This is a genomic window from Bacillus sp. SG20033 (genome assembly GCF_044570195.1).
Taxonomy (GTDB): Bacteria; Bacillota; Bacilli; order Bacillales; family Bacillaceae; genus Bacillus; species Bacillus subtilis.
On the sequence record NZ_CP172606.1, the window covers coordinates 95,001 to 116,948 of the forward strand.

The 21,948-nt window shown below is 45.3% G+C and carries 16 protein-coding genes, 9 tRNA genes, 4 rRNA genes and 1 other annotated feature (1 of these 30 cut by a window edge); all 29 genes read left to right on the forward strand.

The window, feature by feature from the left end; translation table 11 throughout:
* Window position 1 (forward strand): 5S ribosomal RNA (gene rrf, locus ACFVP7_RS00495) (it extends 115 nt beyond the left edge of the window).
* Window positions 2-23: 22 nt separating this feature from the next.
* Window positions 24-99: transfer RNA gene (locus ACFVP7_RS00500), tRNA-Val, on the forward strand.
* A gap of 4 nt (window positions 100-103) precedes the next feature.
* Window positions 104-179: transfer RNA gene (locus ACFVP7_RS00505), tRNA-Thr, on the forward strand.
* A gap of 36 nt (window positions 180-215) precedes the next feature.
* A tRNA-Lys gene (locus ACFVP7_RS00510) sits at window positions 216-291 on the forward strand.
* A 6-nt stretch (window positions 292-297) separates the two neighbouring features.
* A tRNA-Leu gene (locus ACFVP7_RS00515) sits at window positions 298-380 on the forward strand.
* A 40-nt stretch (window positions 381-420) separates the two neighbouring features.
* Window positions 421-495, forward strand: a tRNA-Gly gene (locus ACFVP7_RS00520).
* A gap of 14 nt (window positions 496-509) precedes the next feature.
* Window positions 510-595, forward strand: a tRNA-Leu gene (locus tag ACFVP7_RS00525).
* A 9-nt stretch (window positions 596-604) separates the two neighbouring features.
* Window positions 605-681: transfer RNA gene (locus ACFVP7_RS00530), tRNA-Arg, on the forward strand.
* Between the two features lie 27 nt (window positions 682-708).
* Window positions 709-785: transfer RNA gene (locus ACFVP7_RS00535), tRNA-Pro, on the forward strand.
* Window positions 786-793: 8 nt separating this feature from the next.
* A tRNA-Ala gene (locus ACFVP7_RS00540) sits at window positions 794-869 on the forward strand.
* 169 nt (window positions 870-1,038) lie between these two features.
* Window positions 1,039-2,588, forward strand: a 16S ribosomal RNA gene (locus tag ACFVP7_RS00545).
* Window positions 2,589-2,758: 170 nt separating this feature from the next.
* Window positions 2,759-5,686 (forward strand): 23S ribosomal RNA (locus tag ACFVP7_RS00550).
* Window positions 5,687-5,741: 55 nt separating this feature from the next.
* Window positions 5,742-5,857 (forward strand): 5S ribosomal RNA (gene rrf / locus ACFVP7_RS00555).
* Together the 16S, 23S and 5S rRNA genes with 9 tRNA genes alongside form the textbook arrangement of a ribosomal RNA operon.
* 240 nt (window positions 5,858-6,097) lie before the next feature.
* Complete coding sequence (gene ctsR / locus ACFVP7_RS00560; protein WP_003225724.1) at window positions 6,098-6,562, forward strand: transcriptional regulator CtsR; 465 nt, start codon at window positions 6,098-6,100, stop codon at window positions 6,560-6,562.
* Between the two features lie 13 nt (window positions 6,563-6,575).
* Window positions 6,576-7,133, forward strand: a complete 558-nt coding sequence (mcsA, locus tag ACFVP7_RS00565; RefSeq protein ID WP_015252993.1) for a protein-arginine kinase activator protein McsA — start codon at window positions 6,576-6,578, stop codon at window positions 7,131-7,133.
* On the forward strand, window positions 7,133-8,224 hold the full coding sequence (locus ACFVP7_RS00570) for a protein arginine kinase (protein WP_003235007.1): 1,092 nt from the start codon (window positions 7,133-7,135) through the stop codon (window positions 8,222-8,224). Before mcsA ends, ACFVP7_RS00570 begins: the two co-directional genes overlap by 1 nt.
* Entirely contained in the window at window positions 8,221-10,653 is a 2,433-nt protein-coding gene (gene clpC / locus ACFVP7_RS00575; protein WP_014475592.1) for an ATP-dependent protease ATP-binding subunit ClpC, read from the forward strand. Before ACFVP7_RS00570 ends, clpC begins: the two co-directional genes overlap by 4 nt.
* A gap of 91 nt (window positions 10,654-10,744) precedes the next feature.
* Window positions 10,745-12,121: a DNA repair protein RadA gene (gene radA / locus ACFVP7_RS00580; RefSeq protein WP_038428273.1), complete on the forward strand. Its 1,377-nt coding sequence runs from the start codon at window positions 10,745-10,747 to the stop codon at window positions 12,119-12,121.
* 3 nt (window positions 12,122-12,124) lie between these two features.
* Window positions 12,125-13,207 carry a DNA integrity scanning diadenylate cyclase DisA gene (disA, locus tag ACFVP7_RS00585; RefSeq protein ID WP_003225736.1) on the forward strand — a complete coding sequence of 361 codons (1,083 nt, stop codon included), beginning with the start codon at window positions 12,125-12,127 and terminating at the stop codon, window positions 13,205-13,207.
* A gap of 115 nt (window positions 13,208-13,322) precedes the next feature.
* The gene (locus tag ACFVP7_RS00590; RefSeq protein WP_003235014.1) at window positions 13,323-14,423 is read left to right on the forward strand and encodes a PIN/TRAM domain-containing protein; all 1,101 of its coding nucleotides are present in this window, start codon (window positions 13,323-13,325) and stop codon (window positions 14,421-14,423) included.
* Between the two features lie 14 nt (window positions 14,424-14,437).
* The gene (ispD, locus tag ACFVP7_RS00595) at window positions 14,438-15,136 is read left to right on the forward strand and encodes a 2-C-methyl-D-erythritol 4-phosphate cytidylyltransferase (RefSeq protein WP_003235019.1); all 699 of its coding nucleotides are present in this window, start codon (window positions 14,438-14,440) and stop codon (window positions 15,134-15,136) included.
* A complete protein-coding gene (gene ispF, locus ACFVP7_RS00600; RefSeq protein WP_100276427.1) occupies window positions 15,129-15,605 on the forward strand; it encodes a 2-C-methyl-D-erythritol 2,4-cyclodiphosphate synthase in 477 nt (158 codons plus the stop codon). The genes ispD and ispF overlap by 8 nt, the downstream gene beginning before the upstream one ends.
* A gap of 90 nt (window positions 15,606-15,695) precedes the next feature.
* Window positions 15,696-17,147 carry a glutamate--tRNA ligase gene (gene gltX, locus ACFVP7_RS00605; RefSeq protein ID WP_014478617.1) on the forward strand — a complete coding sequence of 484 codons (1,452 nt, stop codon included), beginning with the start codon at window positions 15,696-15,698 and terminating at the stop codon, window positions 17,145-17,147.
* Window positions 17,148-17,149: 2 nt separating this feature from the next.
* Window positions 17,150-17,380, forward strand: a binding site (T-box leader).
* 68 nt (window positions 17,381-17,448) lie between these two features.
* Complete coding sequence (gene cysE / locus ACFVP7_RS00610; protein ID WP_338731965.1) at window positions 17,449-18,102, forward strand: serine O-acetyltransferase; 654 nt, start codon at window positions 17,449-17,451, stop codon at window positions 18,100-18,102.
* The gene (gene cysS / locus ACFVP7_RS00615; protein ID WP_014478619.1) at window positions 18,099-19,499 is read left to right on the forward strand and encodes a cysteine--tRNA ligase; all 1,401 of its coding nucleotides are present in this window, start codon (window positions 18,099-18,101) and stop codon (window positions 19,497-19,499) included. The genes cysE and cysS overlap by 4 nt, the downstream gene beginning before the upstream one ends.
* 3 nt (window positions 19,500-19,502) lie before the next feature.
* Window positions 19,503-19,934, forward strand: a complete 432-nt coding sequence (locus tag ACFVP7_RS00620) for a mini-ribonuclease 3 (RefSeq protein WP_014475597.1) — start codon at window positions 19,503-19,505, stop codon at window positions 19,932-19,934.
* A complete protein-coding gene (rlmB, locus tag ACFVP7_RS00625; RefSeq protein ID WP_014475598.1) occupies window positions 19,918-20,667 on the forward strand; it encodes a 23S rRNA (guanosine(2251)-2'-O)-methyltransferase RlmB in 750 nt (249 codons plus the stop codon). Before ACFVP7_RS00620 ends, rlmB begins: the two co-directional genes overlap by 17 nt.
* A 6-nt stretch (window positions 20,668-20,673) precedes the next feature.
* On the forward strand, window positions 20,674-21,186 hold the full coding sequence (gene rae1, locus ACFVP7_RS00630) for a ribosome-dependent mRNA decay endonuclease Rae1/YacP (protein ID WP_003235032.1): 513 nt from the start codon (window positions 20,674-20,676) through the stop codon (window positions 21,184-21,186).
* Between the two features lie 62 nt (window positions 21,187-21,248).
* Entirely contained in the window at window positions 21,249-21,905 is a 657-nt protein-coding gene (sigH, locus tag ACFVP7_RS00635) for an RNA polymerase sporulation sigma factor SigH (protein WP_003225758.1), read from the forward strand.
* Window positions 21,906-21,948: the final 43 nt, after the last annotated feature.

Here is a 21,948-nt window from a genome sequence, read left to right on the forward strand (position 1 = left end):
CAATTGCACGTTAGTGCAATTATGGAGGATTAGCTCAGCTGGGAGAGCATCTGCCTTACAAGCAGAGGGTCGGCGGTTCGAGCCCGTCATCCTCCACCATTATGCCGGTGTAGCTCAATTGGTAGAGCAACTGACTTGTAATCAGTAGGTTGGGGGTTCAAGTCCTCTTGCCGGCACCACTTTTATGTGATATAATACTCAAGTCTCTTGTAGAAGAGCCATTAGCTCAGTTGGTAGAGCATCTGACTTTTAATCAGAGGGTCGAAGGTTCGAGTCCTTCATGGCTCACCATTTTACGCGGGTGTGGCGGAATTGGCAGACGCGCTAGACTTAGGATCTAGTGTCTTTATGACGTGGGGGTTCAAGTCCCTTCACCCGCATTATATAGGATAACAGTTAGAAAAACTGGACATCCTGTCTGCGGAAGTAGTTCAGTGGTAGAACACCACCTTGCCAAGGTGGGGGTCGCGGGTTCGAATCCCGTCTTCCGCTCCAACTATACCATCCACGCCGGGGTGGTGGAATTGGCAGACACACAGGACTTAAAATCCTGCGGTAGGTGACTACCGTGCCGGTTCAAGTCCGGCCCTCGGCATTATGTTTTGCGCCCGTAGCTCAATTGGATAGAGCGTTTGACTACGGATCAAAAGGTTAGGGGTTCGACTCCTCTCGGGCGCGCCATATCTTTTAATAGAATAGATGGGAAATCGGGAAGTAGCTCAGCTTGGTAGAGCACATGGTTTGGGACCATGGGGTCGCAGGTTCGAATCCTGTCTTCCCGACCATTTTTTATGGGGCCTTAGCTCAGCTGGGAGAGCGCCTGCTTTGCACGCAGGAGGTCAGCGGTTCGATCCCGCTAGGCTCCACCAAAAGTTTTTAAAAAGTTGTTGACTTTGAAGAAGTGACATTGTATACTAATAAAGTTGCTTTAACAAAGCGGACAAACAAAATGATCTTTGAAAACTAAACAAGACAAAACGTACCTGTTAATTCATTTTTATAAATCGCACAGCGATGTGCGTAGTCAGTCAAACTACTTTATCGGAGAGTTTGATCCTGGCTCAGGACGAACGCTGGCGGCGTGCCTAATACATGCAAGTCGAGCGGACAGATGGGAGCTTGCTCCCTGATGTTAGCGGCGGACGGGTGAGTAACACGTGGGTAACCTGCCTGTAAGACTGGGATAACTCCGGGAAACCGGGGCTAATACCGGATGGTTGTTTGAACCGCATGGTTCAAACATAAAAGGTGGCTTCGGCTACCACTTACAGATGGACCCGCGGCGCATTAGCTAGTTGGTGAGGTAACGGCTCACCAAGGCGACGATGCGTAGCCGACCTGAGAGGGTGATCGGCCACACTGGGACTGAGACACGGCCCAGACTCCTACGGGAGGCAGCAGTAGGGAATCTTCCGCAATGGACGAAAGTCTGACGGAGCAACGCCGCGTGAGTGATGAAGGTTTTCGGATCGTAAAGCTCTGTTGTTAGGGAAGAACAAGTACCGTTCGAATAGGGCGGTACCTTGACGGTACCTAACCAGAAAGCCACGGCTAACTACGTGCCAGCAGCCGCGGTAATACGTAGGTGGCAAGCGTTGTCCGGAATTATTGGGCGTAAAGGGCTCGCAGGCGGTTTCTTAAGTCTGATGTGAAAGCCCCCGGCTCAACCGGGGAGGGTCATTGGAAACTGGGGAACTTGAGTGCAGAAGAGGAGAGTGGAATTCCACGTGTAGCGGTGAAATGCGTAGAGATGTGGAGGAACACCAGTGGCGAAGGCGACTCTCTGGTCTGTAACTGACGCTGAGGAGCGAAAGCGTGGGGAGCGAACAGGATTAGATACCCTGGTAGTCCACGCCGTAAACGATGAGTGCTAAGTGTTAGGGGGTTTCCGCCCCTTAGTGCTGCAGCTAACGCATTAAGCACTCCGCCTGGGGAGTACGGTCGCAAGACTGAAACTCAAAGGAATTGACGGGGGCCCGCACAAGCGGTGGAGCATGTGGTTTAATTCGAAGCAACGCGAAGAACCTTACCAGGTCTTGACATCCTCTGACAATCCTAGAGATAGGACGTCCCCTTCGGGGGCAGAGTGACAGGTGGTGCATGGTTGTCGTCAGCTCGTGTCGTGAGATGTTGGGTTAAGTCCCGCAACGAGCGCAACCCTTGATCTTAGTTGCCAGCATTCAGTTGGGCACTCTAAGGTGACTGCCGGTGACAAACCGGAGGAAGGTGGGGATGACGTCAAATCATCATGCCCCTTATGACCTGGGCTACACACGTGCTACAATGGACAGAACAAAGGGCAGCGAAACCGCGAGGTTAAGCCAATCCCACAAATCTGTTCTCAGTTCGGATCGCAGTCTGCAACTCGACTGCGTGAAGCTGGAATCGCTAGTAATCGCGGATCAGCATGCCGCGGTGAATACGTTCCCGGGCCTTGTACACACCGCCCGTCACACCACGAGAGTTTGTAACACCCGAAGTCGGTGAGGTAACCTTTTAGGAGCCAGCCGCCGAAGGTGGGACAGATGATTGGGGTGAAGTCGTAACAAGGTAGCCGTATCGGAAGGTGCGGCTGGATCACCTCCTTTCTAAGGATATTATACGGAATATAAGACCTTGGGTCTTATAAACAGAACGTTCCCTGTCTTGTTTAGTTTTGAAGGATCATTCCTTCGAAACGTGTTCTTTGAAAACTAGATAACAGTAGACATCACATTCAATTAGTAATACAAGATATCACATAGTGATTCTTTTTAACGGTTAAGTTAGAAAGGGCGCACGGTGGATGCCTTGGCACTAGGAGCCGATGAAGGACGGGACGAACACCGATATGCTTCGGGGAGCTGTAAGCAAGCTTTGATCCGGAGATTTCCGAATGGGGAAACCCACCACTCGTAATGGAGTGGTATCCATATCTGAATTCATAGGATATGAGAAGGCAGACCCGGGGAACTGAAACATCTAAGTACCCGGAGGAAGAGAAAGCAAATGCGATTCCCTGAGTAGCGGCGAGCGAAACGGGATTAGCCCAAACCAAGAGGCTTGCCTCTTGGGGTTGTAGGACACTCTGTACGGAGTTACAAAAGAACGAGGTAGACGAAGAGGTCTGGAAAGGCCCGCCATAGGAGGTAACAGCCCTGTAGTCAAAACTTCGTTCTCTCCTGAGTGGATCCTGAGTACGGCGGAACACGTGAAATTCCGTCGGAATCCGGGAGGACCATCTCCCAAGGCTAAATACTCCCTAGTGACCGATAGTGAACCAGTACCGTGAGGGAAAGGTGAAAAGCACCCCGGAAGGGGAGTGAAAGAGATCCTGAAACCGTGTGCCTACAAGTAGTCAGAGCCCGTTAACGGGTGATGGCGTGCCTTTTGTAGAATGAACCGGCGAGTTACGATCCCGTGCAAGGTTAAGCAGAAGATGCGGAGCCGCAGCGAAAGCGAGTCTGAATAGGGCGCATGAGTACGTGGTCGTAGACCCGAAACCAGGTGATCTACCCATGTCCAGGGTGAAGTTCAGGTAACACTGAATGGAGGCCCGAACCCACGCACGTTGAAAAGTGCGGGGATGAGGTGTGGGTAGGGGTGAAATGCCAATCGAACCTGGAGATAGCTGGTTCTCTCCGAAATAGCTTTAGGGCTAGCCTCAAGGTAAGAGTCTTGGAGGTAGAGCACTGATTGGACTAGGGGCCCCTACCGGGTTACCGAATTCAGTCAAACTCCGAATGCCAATGACTTATCCTTGGGAGTCAGACTGCGAGTGATAAGATCCGTAGTCGAAAGGGAAACAGCCCAGACCGCCAGCTAAGGTCCCAAAGTATACGTTAAGTGGAAAAGGATGTGGAGTTGCTTAGACAACCAGGATGTTGGCTTAGAAGCAGCCACCATTTAAAGAGTGCGTAATAGCTCACTGGTCGAGTGACTCTGCGCCGAAAATGTACCGGGGCTAAACGTATCACCGAAGCTGCGGACTGTTCTTCGAACAGTGGTAGGAGAGCGTTCTAAGGGCTGTGAAGCCAGACCGGAAGGACTGGTGGAGCGCTTAGAAGTGAGAATGCCGGTATGAGTAGCGAAAGAGGGGTGAGAATCCCCTCCACCGAATGCCTAAGGTTTCCTGAGGAAGGCTCGTCCGCTCAGGGTTAGTCGGGACCTAAGCCGAGGCCGAAAGGCGTAGGCGATGGACAACAGGTTGATATTCCTGTACCACCTCCTCACCATTTGAGCAATGGGGGGACGCAGGAGGATAGGGTAAGCGCGGTATTGGATATCCGCGTCCAAGCAGTTAGGCTGGGAAATAGGCAAATCCGTTTCCCATAAGGCTGAGCTGTGATGGCGAGCGAAATATAGTAGCGAAGTTCCTGATTCCACACTGCCAAGAAAAGCCTCTAGCGAGGTGAGAGGTGCCCGTACCGCAAACCGACACAGGTAGGCGAGGAGAGAATCCTAAGGTGATCGAGAGAACTCTCGTTAAGGAACTCGGCAAAATGACCCCGTAACTTCGGGAGAAGGGGTGCTCTGTTAGGGTGCAAGCCCGAGAGAGCCGCAGTGAATAGGCCCAGGCGACTGTTTAGCAAAAACACAGGTCTCTGCGAAGCCGTAAGGCGAAGTATAGGGGCTGACGCCTGCCCGGTGCTGGAAGGTTAAGAGGAGCGCTTAGCGTAAGCGAAGGTGCGAATTGAAGCCCCAGTAAACGGCGGCCGTAACTATAACGGTCCTAAGGTAGCGAAATTCCTTGTCGGGTAAGTTCCGACCCGCACGAAAGGCGCAACGATCTGGGCACTGTCTCAACGAGAGACTCGGTGAAATTATAGTACCTGTGAAGATGCAGGTTACCCGCGACAGGACGGAAAGACCCCGTGGAGCTTTACTGCAGCCTGATATTGAATGTTGGTACAGCTTGTACAGGATAGGTAGGAGCCTTGGAAACCGGAGCGCCAGCTTCGGTGGAGGCATCGGTGGGATACTACCCTGGCTGTATTGACCTTCTAACCCGCCGCCCTTATCGGGCGGGGAGACAGTGTCAGGTGGGCAGTTTGACTGGGGCGGTCGCCTCCTAAAAGGTAACGGAGGCGCCCAAAGGTTCCCTCAGAATGGTTGGAAATCATTCGCAGAGTGTAAAGGCACAAGGGAGCTTGACTGCGAGACCTACAAGTCGAGCAGGGACGAAAGTCGGGCTTAGTGATCCGGTGGTTCCGCATGGAAGGGCCATCGCTCAACGGATAAAAGCTACCCCGGGGATAACAGGCTTATCTCCCCCAAGAGTCCACATCGACGGGGAGGTTTGGCACCTCGATGTCGGCTCATCGCATCCTGGGGCTGTAGTCGGTCCCAAGGGTTGGGCTGTTCGCCCATTAAAGCGGTACGCGAGCTGGGTTCAGAACGTCGTGAGACAGTTCGGTCCCTATCCGTCGCGGGCGCAGGAAATTTGAGAGGAGCTGTCCTTAGTACGAGAGGACCGGGATGGACGCACCGCTGGTGTACCAGTTGTTCTGCCAAGGGCATCGCTGGGTAGCTATGTGCGGACGGGATAAGTGCTGAAAGCATCTAAGCATGAAGCCCCCCTCAAGATGAGATTTCCCATTCCGCAAGGAAGTAAGATCCCTGAAAGATGATCAGGTTGATAGGTCTGAGGTGGAAGTGTGGCGACACATGGAGCTGACAGATACTAATCGATCGAGGACTTAACCATATTTTTGAATGATGTCACACCTGTTATCTAGTTTTGAGAGAACACTCTCAATTTGTTTGGTGGCGATAGCGAAGAGGTCACACCCGTTCCCATACCGAACACGGAAGTTAAGCTCTTCAGCGCCGATGGTAGTCGGGGGTTTCCCCCTGTGAGAGTAGGACGCCGCCAAGCAAGTTTAAACCCAGCTCATTGAGCTGGGTTTTTTGTATTTTGGTTTATTGGTATCATAAAATTCCACTTAACTGTATAATATAATAACTTTATACCGAATTTTAAATCAGCAATCAGGTTTTGTGGACCGGGAAAATGGAAATAATAAAGGATAGAGCGAGAAAGTTGAAAATTCTCGAGAAACGGCTTATAGTAAGATTATAGTCAAATATAGTCAAAGTCAGTAAAGGAGGGGGTTGAGTGGGACATAATATTTCTGACATCATTGAACAATATTTAAAACGAGTGTTAGATCAAAATGGCAAGGAAATTTTAGAGATTAAACGAAGTGAAATTGCAGATAAATTTCAATGCGTTCCTTCCCAAATAAATTATGTCATCAACACCAGATTTACAAGCGAAAGAGGATATATTGTTGAGAGCAAACGCGGGGGCGGCGGTTACATCAGAATCATTAAAATTAAAATGAACAATGAAGTTGTCCTGATCAATAATATAATTTCTCAAATTAATACCCATTTGTCTCAAGCAGCCTCTGATGACATTATTTTAAGGCTATTAGAAGACAAGGTAATTTCAGAAAGAGAAGCAAAAATGATGGTCAGCGTAATGGACCGCTCAGTTTTACACATTGACTTACCTGAACGTGATGAATTAAGAGCGAGAATGATGAAGGCAATGCTGACTTCTTTAAAATTAAAATAAGCGGGTGAAAAGATTGATTTGTCAAGAGTGCCACGAGAGACCAGCCACTTTTCACTTTACAAAGGTTGTTAACGGAGAAAAAATAGAAGTTCATATTTGTGAACAATGTGCCAAAGAAAATAGTGATTCATATGGTATAAGTGCAAATCAGGGTTTCTCTATTCATAATTTACTTTCGGGTCTACTGAACATGGATTCTTCATTTCAAAATGCAGGAACTCAAATGTTCAGTCACTCGGAGCAAATATCTGCTTGTCCGAAATGCGGAATGACTTTTCAGCAATTCAGAAAAATTGGCCGTTTTGGATGTTCTGAATGTTACAAAACATTTCATAGCAACATTACACCAATCCTACGTAAAGTGCACAGCGGAAACACTGTGCATGCAGGTAAGATACCGAAACGAATAGGCGGCAATCTTCATGTCAGACGGCAGATTGATATGCTAAAAAAGGAATTAGAATCCTTAATCCATCAAGAAGAATTTGAAAATGCAGCTCATGTAAGAGATCAAATTCGTTCATTAGAACAATCACTCAAAAGTACAGATAGTGAGGAGGAACAGGAGTAATGTCGCTAAAGCATTTTATTCAGGACGCACTAAGCAGTTGGATGAAGCAGAAAGGACCTGAAAGTGACATTGTACTCAGCAGCCGCATACGTTTAGCAAGGAACTTTGAGCATATTCGGTTCCCTACGCGGTATTCCAATGAAGAAGCCTCATCCATCATACAGCAATTTGAAGATCAGTTTTCAGAGCAAGAAATTCCCGGAATCGGCAAATTTGTTTTGATTAGAATGAATGATGCACAGCCTTTAGAGAAGCGTGTACTTGTTGAAAAACATCTAATCAGTCCGAATCTGACAGAGTCTCCTTTTGGCGGCTGTTTGCTTTCTGAAAATGAGGAAGTAAGTGTCATGTTAAATGAAGAGGACCATATTAGAATTCAGTGTCTTTTCCCTGGATTTCAGCTTTTAGAAGCAATGAAAGCCGCAAACCAGGTCGACGACTGGATTGAAGAAAAAGTTGATTATGCATTCAATGAGCAAAGAGGATACTTAACCAGCTGTCCTACAAACGTAGGTACAGGTTTAAGGGCTTCGGTCATGATGCATCTGCCGGCACTGGTTTTAACTAGGCAAATAAATCGAATTATACCGGCAATTAATCAATTAGGCTTAGTTGTTAGAGGAATTTATGGGGAAGGCAGCGAAGCAGTAGGGAATATCTTTCAAATTTCAAATCAGATCACGCTTGGTAAGTCAGAGCAGGATATTGTAGAGGATCTTAACAGTGTTGCTGCTCAGTTGATTGAACAAGAACGATCTGCCCGAGAAGCGATTTATCAAACTTCTAAAATTGAACTTGAGGATCGGGTATATCGGTCTTATGGGGTCTTGTCTAATTGCCGGATGATAGAATCGAAAGAAACTGCAAAGTGCCTTTCAGATGTTCGGTTAGGCATAGACCTAGGCATTATAAAAGGACTTTCAAGCAACATACTTAACGAACTTATGATTTTGACGCAGCCAGGGTTTTTACAGCAATACTCGGGAGGCGCTTTGCGTCCGAACGAAAGGGACATTCGAAGAGCGGCTCTCATCAGAGAACGGCTTCACTTAGAAATGAATGGGAAAAGACAGGAGGATGAATCGATATGATGTTTGGAAGATTTACAGAACGAGCTCAAAAAGTACTGGCGCTAGCACAGGAAGAAGCACTTCGGTTAGGTCATAATAACATTGGCACTGAGCATATTTTATTAGGACTGGTAAGAGAAGGAGAGGGCATTGCTGCTAAAGCTCTTCAAGCGCTTGGACTCGGTTCAGATAAAATTCAGAAAGAAGTAGAAAGTTTGATTGGGCGCGGGCAGGAAATGTCTCAAACGATTCATTATACTCCTAGAGCTAAAAAAGTCATTGAGCTTTCAATGGATGAGGCAAGAAAACTCGGTCATTCTTATGTGGGAACAGAACATATTCTTCTTGGTCTGATTCGTGAAGGAGAAGGTGTTGCTGCGAGAGTTCTGAATAATCTCGGTGTCAGCTTAAATAAAGCAAGACAGCAGGTGCTCCAGCTTCTAGGAAGTAATGAAACAGGATCATCAGCGGCAGGAACAAACAGCAATGCGAATACGCCTACGCTTGACAGCTTGGCAAGAGACTTAACTGCTATTGCGAAGGAAGACAGCCTTGACCCTGTAATCGGCAGAAGCAAGGAGATCCAGCGTGTCATTGAAGTGTTAAGCCGCAGAACGAAAAACAACCCTGTTCTCATTGGGGAACCAGGTGTAGGTAAAACGGCTATCGCAGAAGGTTTGGCACAGCAAATTATCAATAATGAAGTACCCGAAATTTTGCGTGATAAACGTGTGATGACATTAGACATGGGAACAGTTGTTGCCGGCACAAAATACCGCGGAGAATTTGAGGATCGCCTGAAGAAGGTCATGGATGAAATTCGCCAGGCAGGAAATATCATTCTATTCATCGATGAGCTCCATACATTAATCGGGGCAGGCGGAGCAGAAGGTGCTATTGATGCATCTAATATTTTAAAACCTTCACTTGCTCGTGGCGAACTCCAATGTATTGGTGCAACGACTCTTGATGAGTACCGTAAATATATTGAAAAAGATGCAGCACTGGAACGCCGTTTTCAGCCGATTCAGGTTGATCAGCCATCTGTAGATGAAAGTATTCAAATTTTACAAGGTCTGCGTGACAGATACGAAGCCCACCACCGCGTTTCTATCACTGATGATGCCATTGAAGCTGCGGTTAAGCTTTCTGACAGATATATTTCTGACCGCTTCCTTCCGGATAAAGCAATTGACTTGATCGATGAAGCGGGTTCAAAGGTGAGACTGCGCTCATTTACAACGCCTCCTAACTTAAAAGAGCTTGAGCAGAAGCTTGATGAGGTTCGTAAAGAGAAGGATGCTGCAGTGCAAAGCCAAGAGTTTGAAAAAGCTGCTTCCTTGCGTGATACTGAACAGCGCCTGCGCGAGCAAGTAGAGGATACGAAGAAATCATGGAAAGAGAAGCAAGGGCAGGAAAACTCAGAGGTTACTGTGGATGATATTGCGATGGTTGTATCCAGCTGGACCGGTGTGCCTGTATCTAAAATCGCCCAAACTGAAACTGATAAGCTTCTCAATATGGAAAACATTCTTCATTCCCGCGTCATCGGCCAGGATGAGGCAGTTGTAGCTGTTGCAAAAGCCGTCAGACGTGCGAGAGCAGGGTTGAAAGATCCTAAACGCCCAATCGGCTCATTCATTTTCTTAGGCCCTACAGGTGTAGGTAAAACAGAGCTTGCACGAGCACTCGCTGAATCCATTTTTGGCGATGAAGAATCCATGATCAGAATTGATATGTCTGAATACATGGAAAAACACTCAACTTCAAGACTTGTTGGTTCACCTCCGGGATATGTGGGATATGATGAAGGCGGTCAATTGACAGAGAAAGTCAGAAGAAAACCTTACTCTGTCGTGCTTCTTGATGAGATCGAGAAAGCGCACCCTGATGTCTTCAATATCCTTCTGCAAGTTCTTGAAGACGGACGATTGACTGATTCTAAAGGACGCACAGTCGATTTCCGCAATACCATTCTGATCATGACATCAAACGTCGGAGCAAGTGAGCTGAAACGCAATAAATATGTCGGCTTTAACGTTCAGGATGAAACTCAAAATCATAAAGACATGAAAGATAAAGTGATGGGTGAATTAAAACGAGCGTTCAGACCTGAGTTCATCAACCGTATCGATGAAATCATTGTCTTCCATTCACTTGAGAAAAAACATCTTACTGAAATTGTGTCATTAATGTCTGATCAATTAACGAAACGTTTGAAAGAACAAGATCTTTCTATCGAATTGACAGATGCTGCAAAAGCGAAAGTCGCGGAAGAGGGCGTTGACCTGGAATACGGTGCCCGTCCGTTAAGAAGAGCGATCCAAAAACATGTCGAGGATCGTTTATCTGAAGAACTCCTCAGAGGAAATATTCATAAAGGACAGCATATTGTTCTTGATGTAGAAGATGGCGAATTTGTCGTAAAAACGACTGCTAAAACGAATTAATATAGAAGACGGAAATGAGGCATACAGCATGTAAGTGTATGCCTCACTTTCATATCAAGAAATAGAACAAGGGAGAGGTCTTACACTATATATGGCTAAAACAAAATCGAAATTCATCTGCCAATCCTGCGGCTACGAGTCTCCAAAATGGATGGGGAAATGTCCGGGCTGCGGTGCTTGGAATACAATGGTGGAAGAAATGATTAAAAAAGCACCGGCCAATCGGAGAGCGGCTTTTTCTCATTCTGTTCAAACTGTACAGAAACCTTCACCTATTACATCAATCGAAACATCAGAAGAACCCCGCGTTAAAACCCAGCTTGGCGAGTTTAACAGAGTACTCGGCGGAGGTGTCGTTAAAGGCTCCCTCGTTTTAATTGGCGGTGATCCTGGTATCGGAAAGTCAACGCTATTACTGCAGGTTTCCGCTCAATTATCAGGCTCATCAAACAGTGTCCTGTATATTTCGGGAGAAGAATCTGTAAAGCAAACGAAGCTGCGAGCAGACCGTCTCGGCATTAATAGTCCGTCACTGCATGTTTTATCTGAAACCGATATGGAGTATATTTCGTCTGCTATACAAGAGATGAATCCAGCGTTTGTCGTTGTTGACTCTATTCAAACGGTTTACCAAAGCGATATTACATCGGCTCCAGGCAGTGTGTCACAGGTCAGAGAATGTACCGCTGAGCTGATGAAAATTGCAAAAACAAAAGGTATTCCGATTTTTATCGTAGGGCACGTGACGAAAGAAGGGTCTATTGCAGGTCCGAGACTGTTGGAGCATATGGTTGACACTGTTTTATATTTTGAAGGAGAACGCCACCATACTTTCCGTATTTTGCGGGCTGTAAAAAACCGTTTCGGATCTACAAACGAAATGGGCATTTTCGAAATGCGGGAAGAGGGGCTCACTGAGGTTTTGAATCCTTCGGAAATTTTCTTAGAAGAACGCTCTGCTGGTTCCGCAGGCTCGAGTATCACTGCCTCTATGGAGGGCACTAGACCGATTCTCGTTGAAATTCAGGCGCTCATCTCGCCAACAAGCTTTGGCAACCCAAGGCGTATGGCAACGGGAATAGACCATAACAGGGTTTCTCTGTTAATGGCTGTGTTAGAAAAAAGAGTTGGACTGCTGCTGCAAAATCAGGATGCTTATTTGAAAGTGGCTGGCGGCGTTAAGCTTGATGAACCGGCAATTGATCTTGCGATTGTGATTAGTATTGCATCAAGCTTTAGAGACACACCTCCAAATCCTGCAGATTGTTTTATTGGAGAAGTGGGATTAACCGGAGAAGTCCGGCGGGTTTCAAGAATTGAACAGCGTGTGAAAGAAGCGGCAAAGCTTGGTTTTAAACGCATGATCATACCCGCGGCAAATCTGGATGGATGGACAAAACCAAAAGGGATTGAGGTTATCGGAGTAGCAAATGTTGCAGAAGCGCTTCGTACTTCATTAGGAGGATAATAGATGGAAAAAGAGAAAAAAGGGGCGAAACACGAGTTAGACCTGTCATCTATATTGCAGTTTGTTGCTCCGGGTACACCGCTCAGAGCGGGGATGGAAAACGTCTTGAGAGCAAATACAGGCGGTCTGATTGTTGTTGGATATAATGATAAAGTAAAAGAAGTGGTGGACGGCGGCTTTCACATAAACACGGCTTTTTCTCCGGCGCATTTATATGAGTTGGCTAAAATGGATGGAGCGATCATTTTAAGTGATTCGGGTCAAAAGATCCTCTACGCGAATACTCAGCTGATGCCGGATGCCACAATTTCTTCATCAGAAACAGGAATGCGGCACAGAACTGCCGAAAGAGTAGCTAAGCAAACTGGCTGTCTTGTAATCGCCATTTCTGAAAGAAGAAATGTCATAACGTTATATCAGGAAAACATGAAGTATACACTAAAAGACATAGGATTTATTTTAACCAAGGCGAACCAAGCCATTCAAACACTTGAAAAATATAAGACAATCCTCGATAAAACGATTAATGCACTGAACGCGTTAGAGTTTGAGGAACTTGTTACCTTCAGTGATGTCTTGTCTGTCATGCATCGTTATGAAATGGTACTGAGAATCAAAAACGAAATTAATATGTATATCAAAGAGCTGGGGACAGAAGGGCATCTGATCAAACTGCAAGTCATTGAATTGATTACGGATATGGAAGAAGAGGCCGCTTTATTTATTAAGGACTATGTAAAAGAAAAGATTAAAGATCCGTTTGTTCTCTTGAAGGAGCTGCAGGATATGTCCAGTTATGATCTGCTGGATGATTCCATTGTGTATAAGCTTCTCGGTTACCCTGCTTCTACTAATCTTGATGATTATGTATTGCCGAGAGGATACAGGCTGTTAAATAAGATACCGCGTCTTCCGATGCCGATTGTTGAAAATGTTGTAGAAGCATTTGGAGTCCTGCCAAGGATTATTGAGGCGAGTGCAGAAGAATTAGATGAAGTAGAGGGAATCGGTGAAGTACGAGCCCAAAAAATCAAAAAAGGATTAAAACGCCTGCAAGAGAAGCATTATTTAGACAGACAACTGTGATTTCGGTTAAAACCTTATGAATACGGGTATATTAATGTTGGTTTTTGTTTATTCTGATATTCGTAGGATGCATAAGACTTTGTGAAATTAAAATGTTAAAAAAGGAGGTGGGGGTATGTTAAAACGAATAGTTCAGGCGTTCTTCATTATTTTTGGCGGCGTTGTTGGTATATTTTTGATACCTGAATTGTTTGTACTGTTAAATATACAGGACATACCTTTAATAACAAACGCATATACGTCTGCGGCAATAGGAGCAATTATCTTTTTTCTCATCAGTATATGGGGTACAGAATACGTTGTGAACTGGGTGAAGTGGATAGAGGATTCATTGTTAAAAGCGCCGGTTCCAGATTTGTTATTTGGAAGTCTTGGCTTAGTTTTTGGACTTATAATTGCTTATCTTATCGTAAATGTTATTCCTTTAGACAATATACCTTACCGCATATTCAGCACAATAATTCCTGTATTTTTGGCTTTCTTCCTCGGTTATCTCGGCTTCCAGGTGGGCTTTAAGAAAAAGGATGAATTGATCAGCCTGTTTTCCATTTCCGCCAGAATGCAAAAGAAAAAAGGAACAGCTGATGAAGAACATGAGGTTCAAGACAAGAAGCTGAAAATTTTGGACACTAGTGTTATTATTGATGGGAGAATAGCAGATATTTGTCAGACTGGTTTTTTAGAGGGAGTTATCGTGATTCCGCAGTTTGTCCTTGAGGAATTGCAGCATATTGCAGACTCTTCAGATGTTTTAAAACGAAACAGAGGACGCCGCGGTCTTGATATCCTGAACCGCATTCAGAAAGAATTAGACATTGAAGTTGAAATTTACGAAGGCGACTTTGAAGATATTCAGGAAGTTGACAGCAAGCTCGTCAAACTTGCTAAGCTGACATCCGGGGTCGTCGTGACGAATGATTTTAATTTAAATAAAGTGTGCGAGCTTCAGAAGGTAGCAGTATTAAACATTAATGACCTTGCCAATGCGGTCAAGCCTGTTGTGCTTCCTGGCGAGGAAATGAATGTTCAGGTCATTAAGGACGGGAAAGAGCATAATCAGGGAGTTGCCTACTTGGATGACGGTACGATGATTGTCGTTGAAGAAGGACGGAATTATATCGGCAAGCATATTGATGTACTCGTCACAAGTGTGCTGCAGACAGCAGCGGGACGAATGATTTTTGCGAAGCCTAAGCTGTTGGAGAAGGCGCTGTAAAGGGAGAAGAAACAATGAGTTATGATGTGGTGATTCCTGCAGCCGGACAGGGAAAGCGGATGAAGGCAGGGAGAAATAAACTGTTCATTGAGCTGAAGGGAGACCCGGTGATCATACACACGTTAAGAGTGTTTGACAGCCACCGGCAGTGCGATAAAATCATTTTGGTGATTAACGAGCAGGAGCGGGAGCACTTTCAACAATTGCTGTCCGATTACCCGTTTCAAACTTCGATTGAGCTTGTTGCAGGCGGAGATGAGCGTCAGCACAGTGTGTATAAGGGGCTGAAAGCCGTAAAGCAGGAAAAGATTGTCCTTGTACATGACGGTGCCCGCCCATTTATAAAACATGAACAAATTGACGAACTGATCGCAGAGGCGGAACAGACAGGAGCGGCCATCCTTGCTGTTCCGGTAAAAGATACGATTAAACGCGTTCAAGATTTACAAGTCAGTGAGACGATTGAACGTTCAAGCTTGTGGGCTGTCCAAACGCCACAAGCTTTTCGTCTTTCTTTATTGATGAAGGCTCACGCTGAGGCCGAGCGCAAGGGATTTTTAGGGACGGATGACGCCAGCCTCGTTGAACAGATGGAGGGCGGTTCGGTCCGTGTTGTAGAAGGCAGCTATACAAATATTAAGCTGACGACGCCAGACGATTTGACGTCAGCTGAAGCTATCATGGAATCAGAAAGTGGGAATAAACATGTTTAGAATTGGACAAGGATTTGATGTGCATCAATTAGTGGAGGGCCGTCCTCTCATTATTGGCGGAATAAAAATCCCGTACGAAAAAGGGCTGCTTGGCCATTCTGATGCAGACGTATTGCTGCATACCGTCGCTGACGCCTGCCTGGGAGCTGTGGGTGAAGGAGACATCGGCAAGCATTTTCCTGACACAGATCCCGAGTTCAAGGACGCAGATTCTTTCAAATTACTTCAGCATGTCTGGGGAATCGTGAAACAGAAGGGGTATGTCCTTGGGAACATTGATTGCACCATCATAGCGCAAAAGCCGAAGATGCTGCCGTACATAGAAGATATGAGAAAAAGAATTGCTGAAGGCCTTGAGGCAGATGTTTCTCAAGTAAATGTAAAAGCAACAACGACAGAAAAGCTTGGATTTACAGGCCGGGCGGAAGGAATAGCGGCTCAGGCGACAGTACTGATACAAAAAGGCTAACTTGTTTTGATGCCGGGTCTATTTGGTGGTAGAATAGATTCATACATTTTTGCCTGAGGCCATACATGACATGAAAGGAAGTATTTGAAAATGGGAAACGAAGTACGCGTCCGTTATGCACCGAGTCCAACCGGACATTTGCATATTGGAAATGCCAGAACGGCGCTTTTTAATTATTTATTTGCCCGCAATCAAGGCGGTAAGTTTATCATTCGAGTTGAGGATACTGATAAAAAGCGCAATATTGAGGGCGGAGAACAAAGCCAGCTGAATTATCTGAAGTGGCTAGGTATTGACTGGGATGAGAGTGTGGATGTCGGAGGAGAGTACGGTCCATACCGTCAGTCAGAGCGTAACGATATCTATAAAGTGTACTATGAAGAGCTTCTTGAAAAAGGGCTTGCTTATAAATGTTACTGTACGGAAGAAGAGCTTGAAAAAGAGCGTGAAGAACAGATTGCCCGCGGAGAAATGCCTCGTTATTCCGGAAAACACAGAGACCTGACTCAGGAAGAACAGGAGAAATTTATCGCCGAAGGCAGAAAACCAAGTATTCGTTTCCGCGTGCCGGAAGGAAAAATTATCGCCTTTAATGATATCGTAAAAGGTGAAATTTCTTTTGAATCAGATGGCATCGGCGACTTTGTTATTGTGAAAAAGGACGGGACGCCAACTTACAACTTCGCGGTAGCTATTGATGACTACTTAATGAAAATGACACACGTGCTGCGCGGTGAGGATCATATTTCTAACACACCGAAACAGATTATGATCTATCAAGCATTCGGGTGGGATATTCCTCAGTTCGGACACATGACGCTGATTGTAAACGAAAGCCGTAAAAAGCTCAGTAAACGTGATGAATCCATTATTCAATTCATCGAGCAGTACAAAGAGCTTGGCTACCTGCCAGAAGCGCTGTTCAACTTTATCGGACTGCTAGGCTGGTCACCGGTTGGAGAAGAAGAGCTTTTCACAAAAGAGCAGTTTATTGAAATTTTTGATGTGAATCGTTTATCTAAATCACCAGCTTTGTTTGATATGCATAAGCTAAAATGGGTTAACAACCAATATGTGAAGAAGCTGGATCTTGATCAGGTTGTTGAACTGACGCTTCCGCATTTGCAAAAAGCGGGCAAAGTTGGCACTGAGCTTTCTGCTGAAGAACAAGAGTGGGTTCGTAAACTGATTTCCCTGTATCATGAGCAATTAAGCTACGGTGCGGAAATTGTTGAGCTGACTGATTTGTTCTTTACGGATGAGATCGAGTATAATCAAGAAGCGAAAGCTGTTCTGGAAGAAGAACAGGTTCCTGAAGTGCTCAGCACATTCGCAGCGAAGCTTGAAGAGCTTGAGGAGTTCACTCCGGATAATATCAAAGCATCAATCAAAGCAGTGCAGAAAGAAACTGGCCATAAAGGGAAAAAACTGTTTATGCCGATTCGTGTTGCTGTAACAGGGCAAACTCACGGTCCGGAACTGCCGCAATCAATTGAATTGATCGGTAAAGAGACTGCAATTCAGCGTTTAAAGAATATCTAAATAAATGATTGTTGACAGGGAAGAGTATAAAGCTTTAGGCCATTACAGAAAGGATCTCCATTGGCTGAGAGAGATCCATGAGCCGGGTTTTAGAAGTGCGCCCTTAAGACCTTTGAAGAACGTTTTTTGAAATCAGTATTCAAAGGCGGCCGCCGCCGTTACAGGCTGAAGTTGGGAGAGCAGAAGTCTGCTTTTCAAACAGAGTGGAACCGCGCGGTTAAAGCGTCTCTGTCATGTTTACATGCAGAGACGCTTTTTTTATTGGGTAGAGGAAATCAGATAGAGAAACGGGGGGAAGCATGTGTTTTTTAGAATGCTCAAAGAAGACATTAATACTGTGTTCGATCAAGATCCCGCAGCAAGAAGCTATTTTGAAGTGATTTTAACTTATTCCGGTTTACATGCTATATGGGCGCATCGGATTGCACATGCTTTATATAAACGAAAATTTTATTTCCTTGCACGCCTTATATCTCAAGTAAGCCGATTTTTTACCGGGATAGAAATCCACCCCGGCGCTACAATCGGGAGAAGATTTTTCATAGACCACGGCATGGGGGTTGTCATTGGGGAGACATGTGAAATCGGCAATAACGTAACCGTTTTTCAGGGGGTTACCCTCGGGGGAACGGGGAAAGAAAAGGGAAAAAGGCACCCAACGATTAAAGATGACGCATTGATAGCCACAGGTGCTAAAGTGCTCGGTTCTATTACGGTCGGTGAAGGCTCAAAGATTGGGGCTGGTTCAGTAGTGCTGCATGATGTTCCTGATTTTTCAACAGTTGTCGGTATCCCTGGACGGGTCGTTGTACAAAATGGCAAGAAAGTAAGACGCGATTTAAACCATCAGGATTTGCCCGATCCAGTTGCTGACCGCTTTAAGTCTTTGGAACAGCAGATTTTAGAGCTGAAGGCAGAACTTGAAGACAGAAAAGAAAGGATCAATCAAAAATGACAATCACACTTTATAATACATTGACTAGACAGAAGGAAACATTCGTTCCTCTTGAAGAGGGAAAAGTGAAAATGTATGTATGCGGACCCACGGTTTACAATTACATTCATATCGGGAACGCGCGTCCGGCAATCGTTTACGATACGGTTCGAAACTATTTAGAGTATAAAGGCTATGATGTGCAGTATGTCTCTAACTTCACAGACGTAGACGATAAATTAATTAAAGCGGCAAATGAACTCGGTGAGGATGTACCCACCATTTCAGAGCGTTTTATTAAAGCATACTTTGAAGACGTAGGTGCGCTCGGCTGCCGAAAAGCCGACCTTCATCCGCGAGTAATGGAGAACATGGATGCCATTATCGAATTCGTAGATCAGCTCGTGAAAAAGGGCTACGCATATGAATCAGAAGGTGACGTATATTTCAAAACCAGAGCGTTTGAAGGGTACGGAAAGCTTTCTCAGCAATCAATCGATGAACTTAGATCAGGTGCACGCATCCGAGTCGGCGAGAAAAAAGAAGATGCTCTTGATTTCGCACTGTGGAAAGCGGCAAAAGAAGGAGAAATCTCTTGGGATAGCCCTTGGGGGAAAGGACGTCCGGGCTGGCACATTGAATGCTCAGCAATGGTGAAAAAGTATCTCGGTGACCAGATTGATATCCATGCGGGCGGACAGGATTTAACATTCCCTCACCATGAAAACGAAATTGCGCAATCTGAGGCGCTGACAGGCAAAACGTTTGCGAAGTACTGGCTTCATAATGGTTATATCAATATTGATAATGAAAAAATGTCAAAATCACTAGGCAACTTTGTGCTTGTCCATGACATCATTAAACAGCATGATCCGCAGCTTTTGAGATTCTTTATGCTATCTGTTCATTATCGCCATCCGATTAACTATTCAGAAGAGCTTCTGGAGAATACGAAAAGCGCGTTCAACCGTTTAAAAACAGCGTACAGCAATCTTCAGCACCGTCTGAACAGCAGTACGAATTTAACGGAGGATGACGATCAATGGCTTGAAAAAGTTGAAGAACACCGCAAAGCATTCGAAGAAGCGATGGACGATGATTTTAATACGGCGAATGCCATTTCAGTCTTGTTTGACTTAGCGAAACACGCCAATTATTATCTTCAGAAAGATCATACGGCTGATCATGTGATTACGGCGTTTATTGAGATGTTTGACCGCATTGTTTCTGTCCTCGGTTTTTCGTTGGGTGAGCAGGAACTTCTCGATCAAGAGATTGAAGACTTAATCGAAAAGCGAAATGAAGCGCGCCGGAATCGCGATTTTGCATTGTCAGACCAGATCCGCGACCAGCTGAAAAGCATGAATATCATTCTTGAAGATACGGCTCAAGGCACTCGCTGGAAACGGGGAGAATAACAGATGCTTGAATTTGATACGATAAAAGATTCTAAGCAGCTTAACGGTCTTGCGCTTGCTTATATAGGTGATGCCATTTTTGAAGTGTATGTCAGGCATCACCTGCTTAAGCAGGGCTTTACCAAACCAAATGATCTTCATAAGAAATCAAGCCGGATTGTTTCAGCAAAGTCACAGGCTGAGATCCTATTTTTTCTGCAGAATCAATCATTTTTTACGGAAGAAGAGGAAGCGGTGCTGAAAAGAGGCAGAAATGCCAAGTCAGGGACAATACCTAAAAATACAGATGTTCAGACGTACCGCTACAGTACAGCATTTGAAGCGCTTCTAGGCTACCTTTTTCTAGAGAAAAAAGAGGAACGACTTAGTCAGCTCGTAGCCGAAGCTATACAATTCGGGACGTCAGGGAGGAAAACAAATGAGTCAGCAACATGATTACGTCATAGGGAAAAATGCAGTGATCGAGACGTTAAAATCTGATCGGAAGCTGTATAAGCTGTGGATGGCGGAAAACACCGTAAAGGGACAAGCACAGCAAGTGATTGAGCTTGCCAAAAAGCAGGGAATCACGATTCAATACGTCCCGAGAAAAAAACTCGATCAAATGGTGACAGGACAGCATCAGGGCGTAGTGGCACAGGTTGCAGCGTATGAATATGCAGAACTGGACGATTTATATAAAGCAGCCGAAGAAAAAAATGAACAGCCTTTCTTCCTCATTCTGGACGAGCTTGAAGACCCTCATAATCTTGGTTCCATTATGAGGACAGCAGATGCGGTCGGCGCTCATGGCATCGTCATTCCAAAACGGAGAGCTGTCGGGCTGACAACAACAGTGGCAAAAGCTTCAACAGGAGCAATTGAGCACATTCCTGTAGCAAGAGTCACCAATTTGGCACGGACGTTAGAAGAGATGAAAGAGCGGGGAATCTGGGTTGTCGGAACGGATGCGTCCGCGCGTGAGGATTACCGTAATATGGACGGCAATATGCCTTTGGCTCTAGTCATCGGAAGTGAAGGAAAAGGGATGGGCCGTCTTGTAAAGGAAAAGTGCGATTTTCTCATTAAACTCCCGATGGCCGGAAAGGTAACTTCACTAAATGCATCTGTCGCGGCTGGTCTTTTGATGTATGAAGTCTACCGGAAACGAAACCCTCTGGGAGAATAAAGACCCATGGATATCCTGTTAGTAGACGGGTACAACATGATTGGAGCCTGGCCGCAGCTGAAGGATTTAAAAGCGAACAGTTTTGAAGAGGCGAGAGACGTACTGATTCAGAAAATGGCGGAATATCAATCGTATACAGGAAACAGGGTTATTGTTGTTTTTGACGCGCATCTCGTAAAAGGGCTTGAGAAAAAACAGACCAACCATAGAGTTGAAGTAATTTTTACAAAAGAAAATGAGACGGCTGATGAGCGGATAGAAAAGCTCGCTCAGGCTTTGAATAATATTGCGACTCAAATTCACGTTGCGACCTCTGACTATACTGAGCAGTGGGCGATTTTCGGACAGGGGGCATTGCGGAAATCGGCCCGGGAGCTTTTGAGAGAGGTAGAAACGATTGAAAGGCGAATAGAGAGACGGGTAAGAAAAATCACTTCCGAAAAGCCGGCGGGTAAAATTGCTTTATCGGAAGAGGTTTTGAAAACGTTTGAAAAGTGGAGGCGGGGAGACTTAGATTAAGTTGACGCTTTTTTGCCCAATACTGTATAATATTTCTATCTACGTGCGCCGGGGGGATCGGAGTGAATCTACAGAACAACAAGGGAAAATTCAACAAAGAGCAGTTTTGCCAGTTGGAGGACGAGCAGGTCATTGAAAAGGTTCATGTTGGGGACAGTGATGCGTTAGATTACTTGATTACGAAGTACCGAAACTTTGTTCGGGCAAAAGCAAGATCCTATTTCTTAATAGGGGCGGACAGAGAGGATATTGTTCAGGAAGGCATGATAGGCCTCTATAAGTCTATTCGTGACTTCAAAGAGGACAAGCTTACCTCATTCAAAGCTTTCGCAGAATTATGTATTACCCGCCAAATTATTACCGCAATAAAGACAGCTACTCGCCAGAAACACATTCCTTTGAATTCCTACGTCTCATTAGATAAACCGATTTTTGATGAAGAATCAGACCGAACGCTGCTGGATGTCATTTCAGGAGCGAAAACCTTAAATCCTGAGGAAATGATCATTAATCAGGAAGAATTTGATGATATTGAAATGAAAATGGGAGAACTATTAAGTGATTTAGAGAGAAAAGTACTCGTCTTATATCTCGATGGGAGAAGTTACCAAGAGATTTCTGATGAACTGAACCGACATGTGAAATCGATCGACAATGCCCTTCAGCGTGTGAAACGCAAGCTGGAGAAGTACTTGGAAATTCGCGAAATCAGTTTGTAATAGGAATTTATGCTATATTGACAGTATTTTTCTGACTATGATA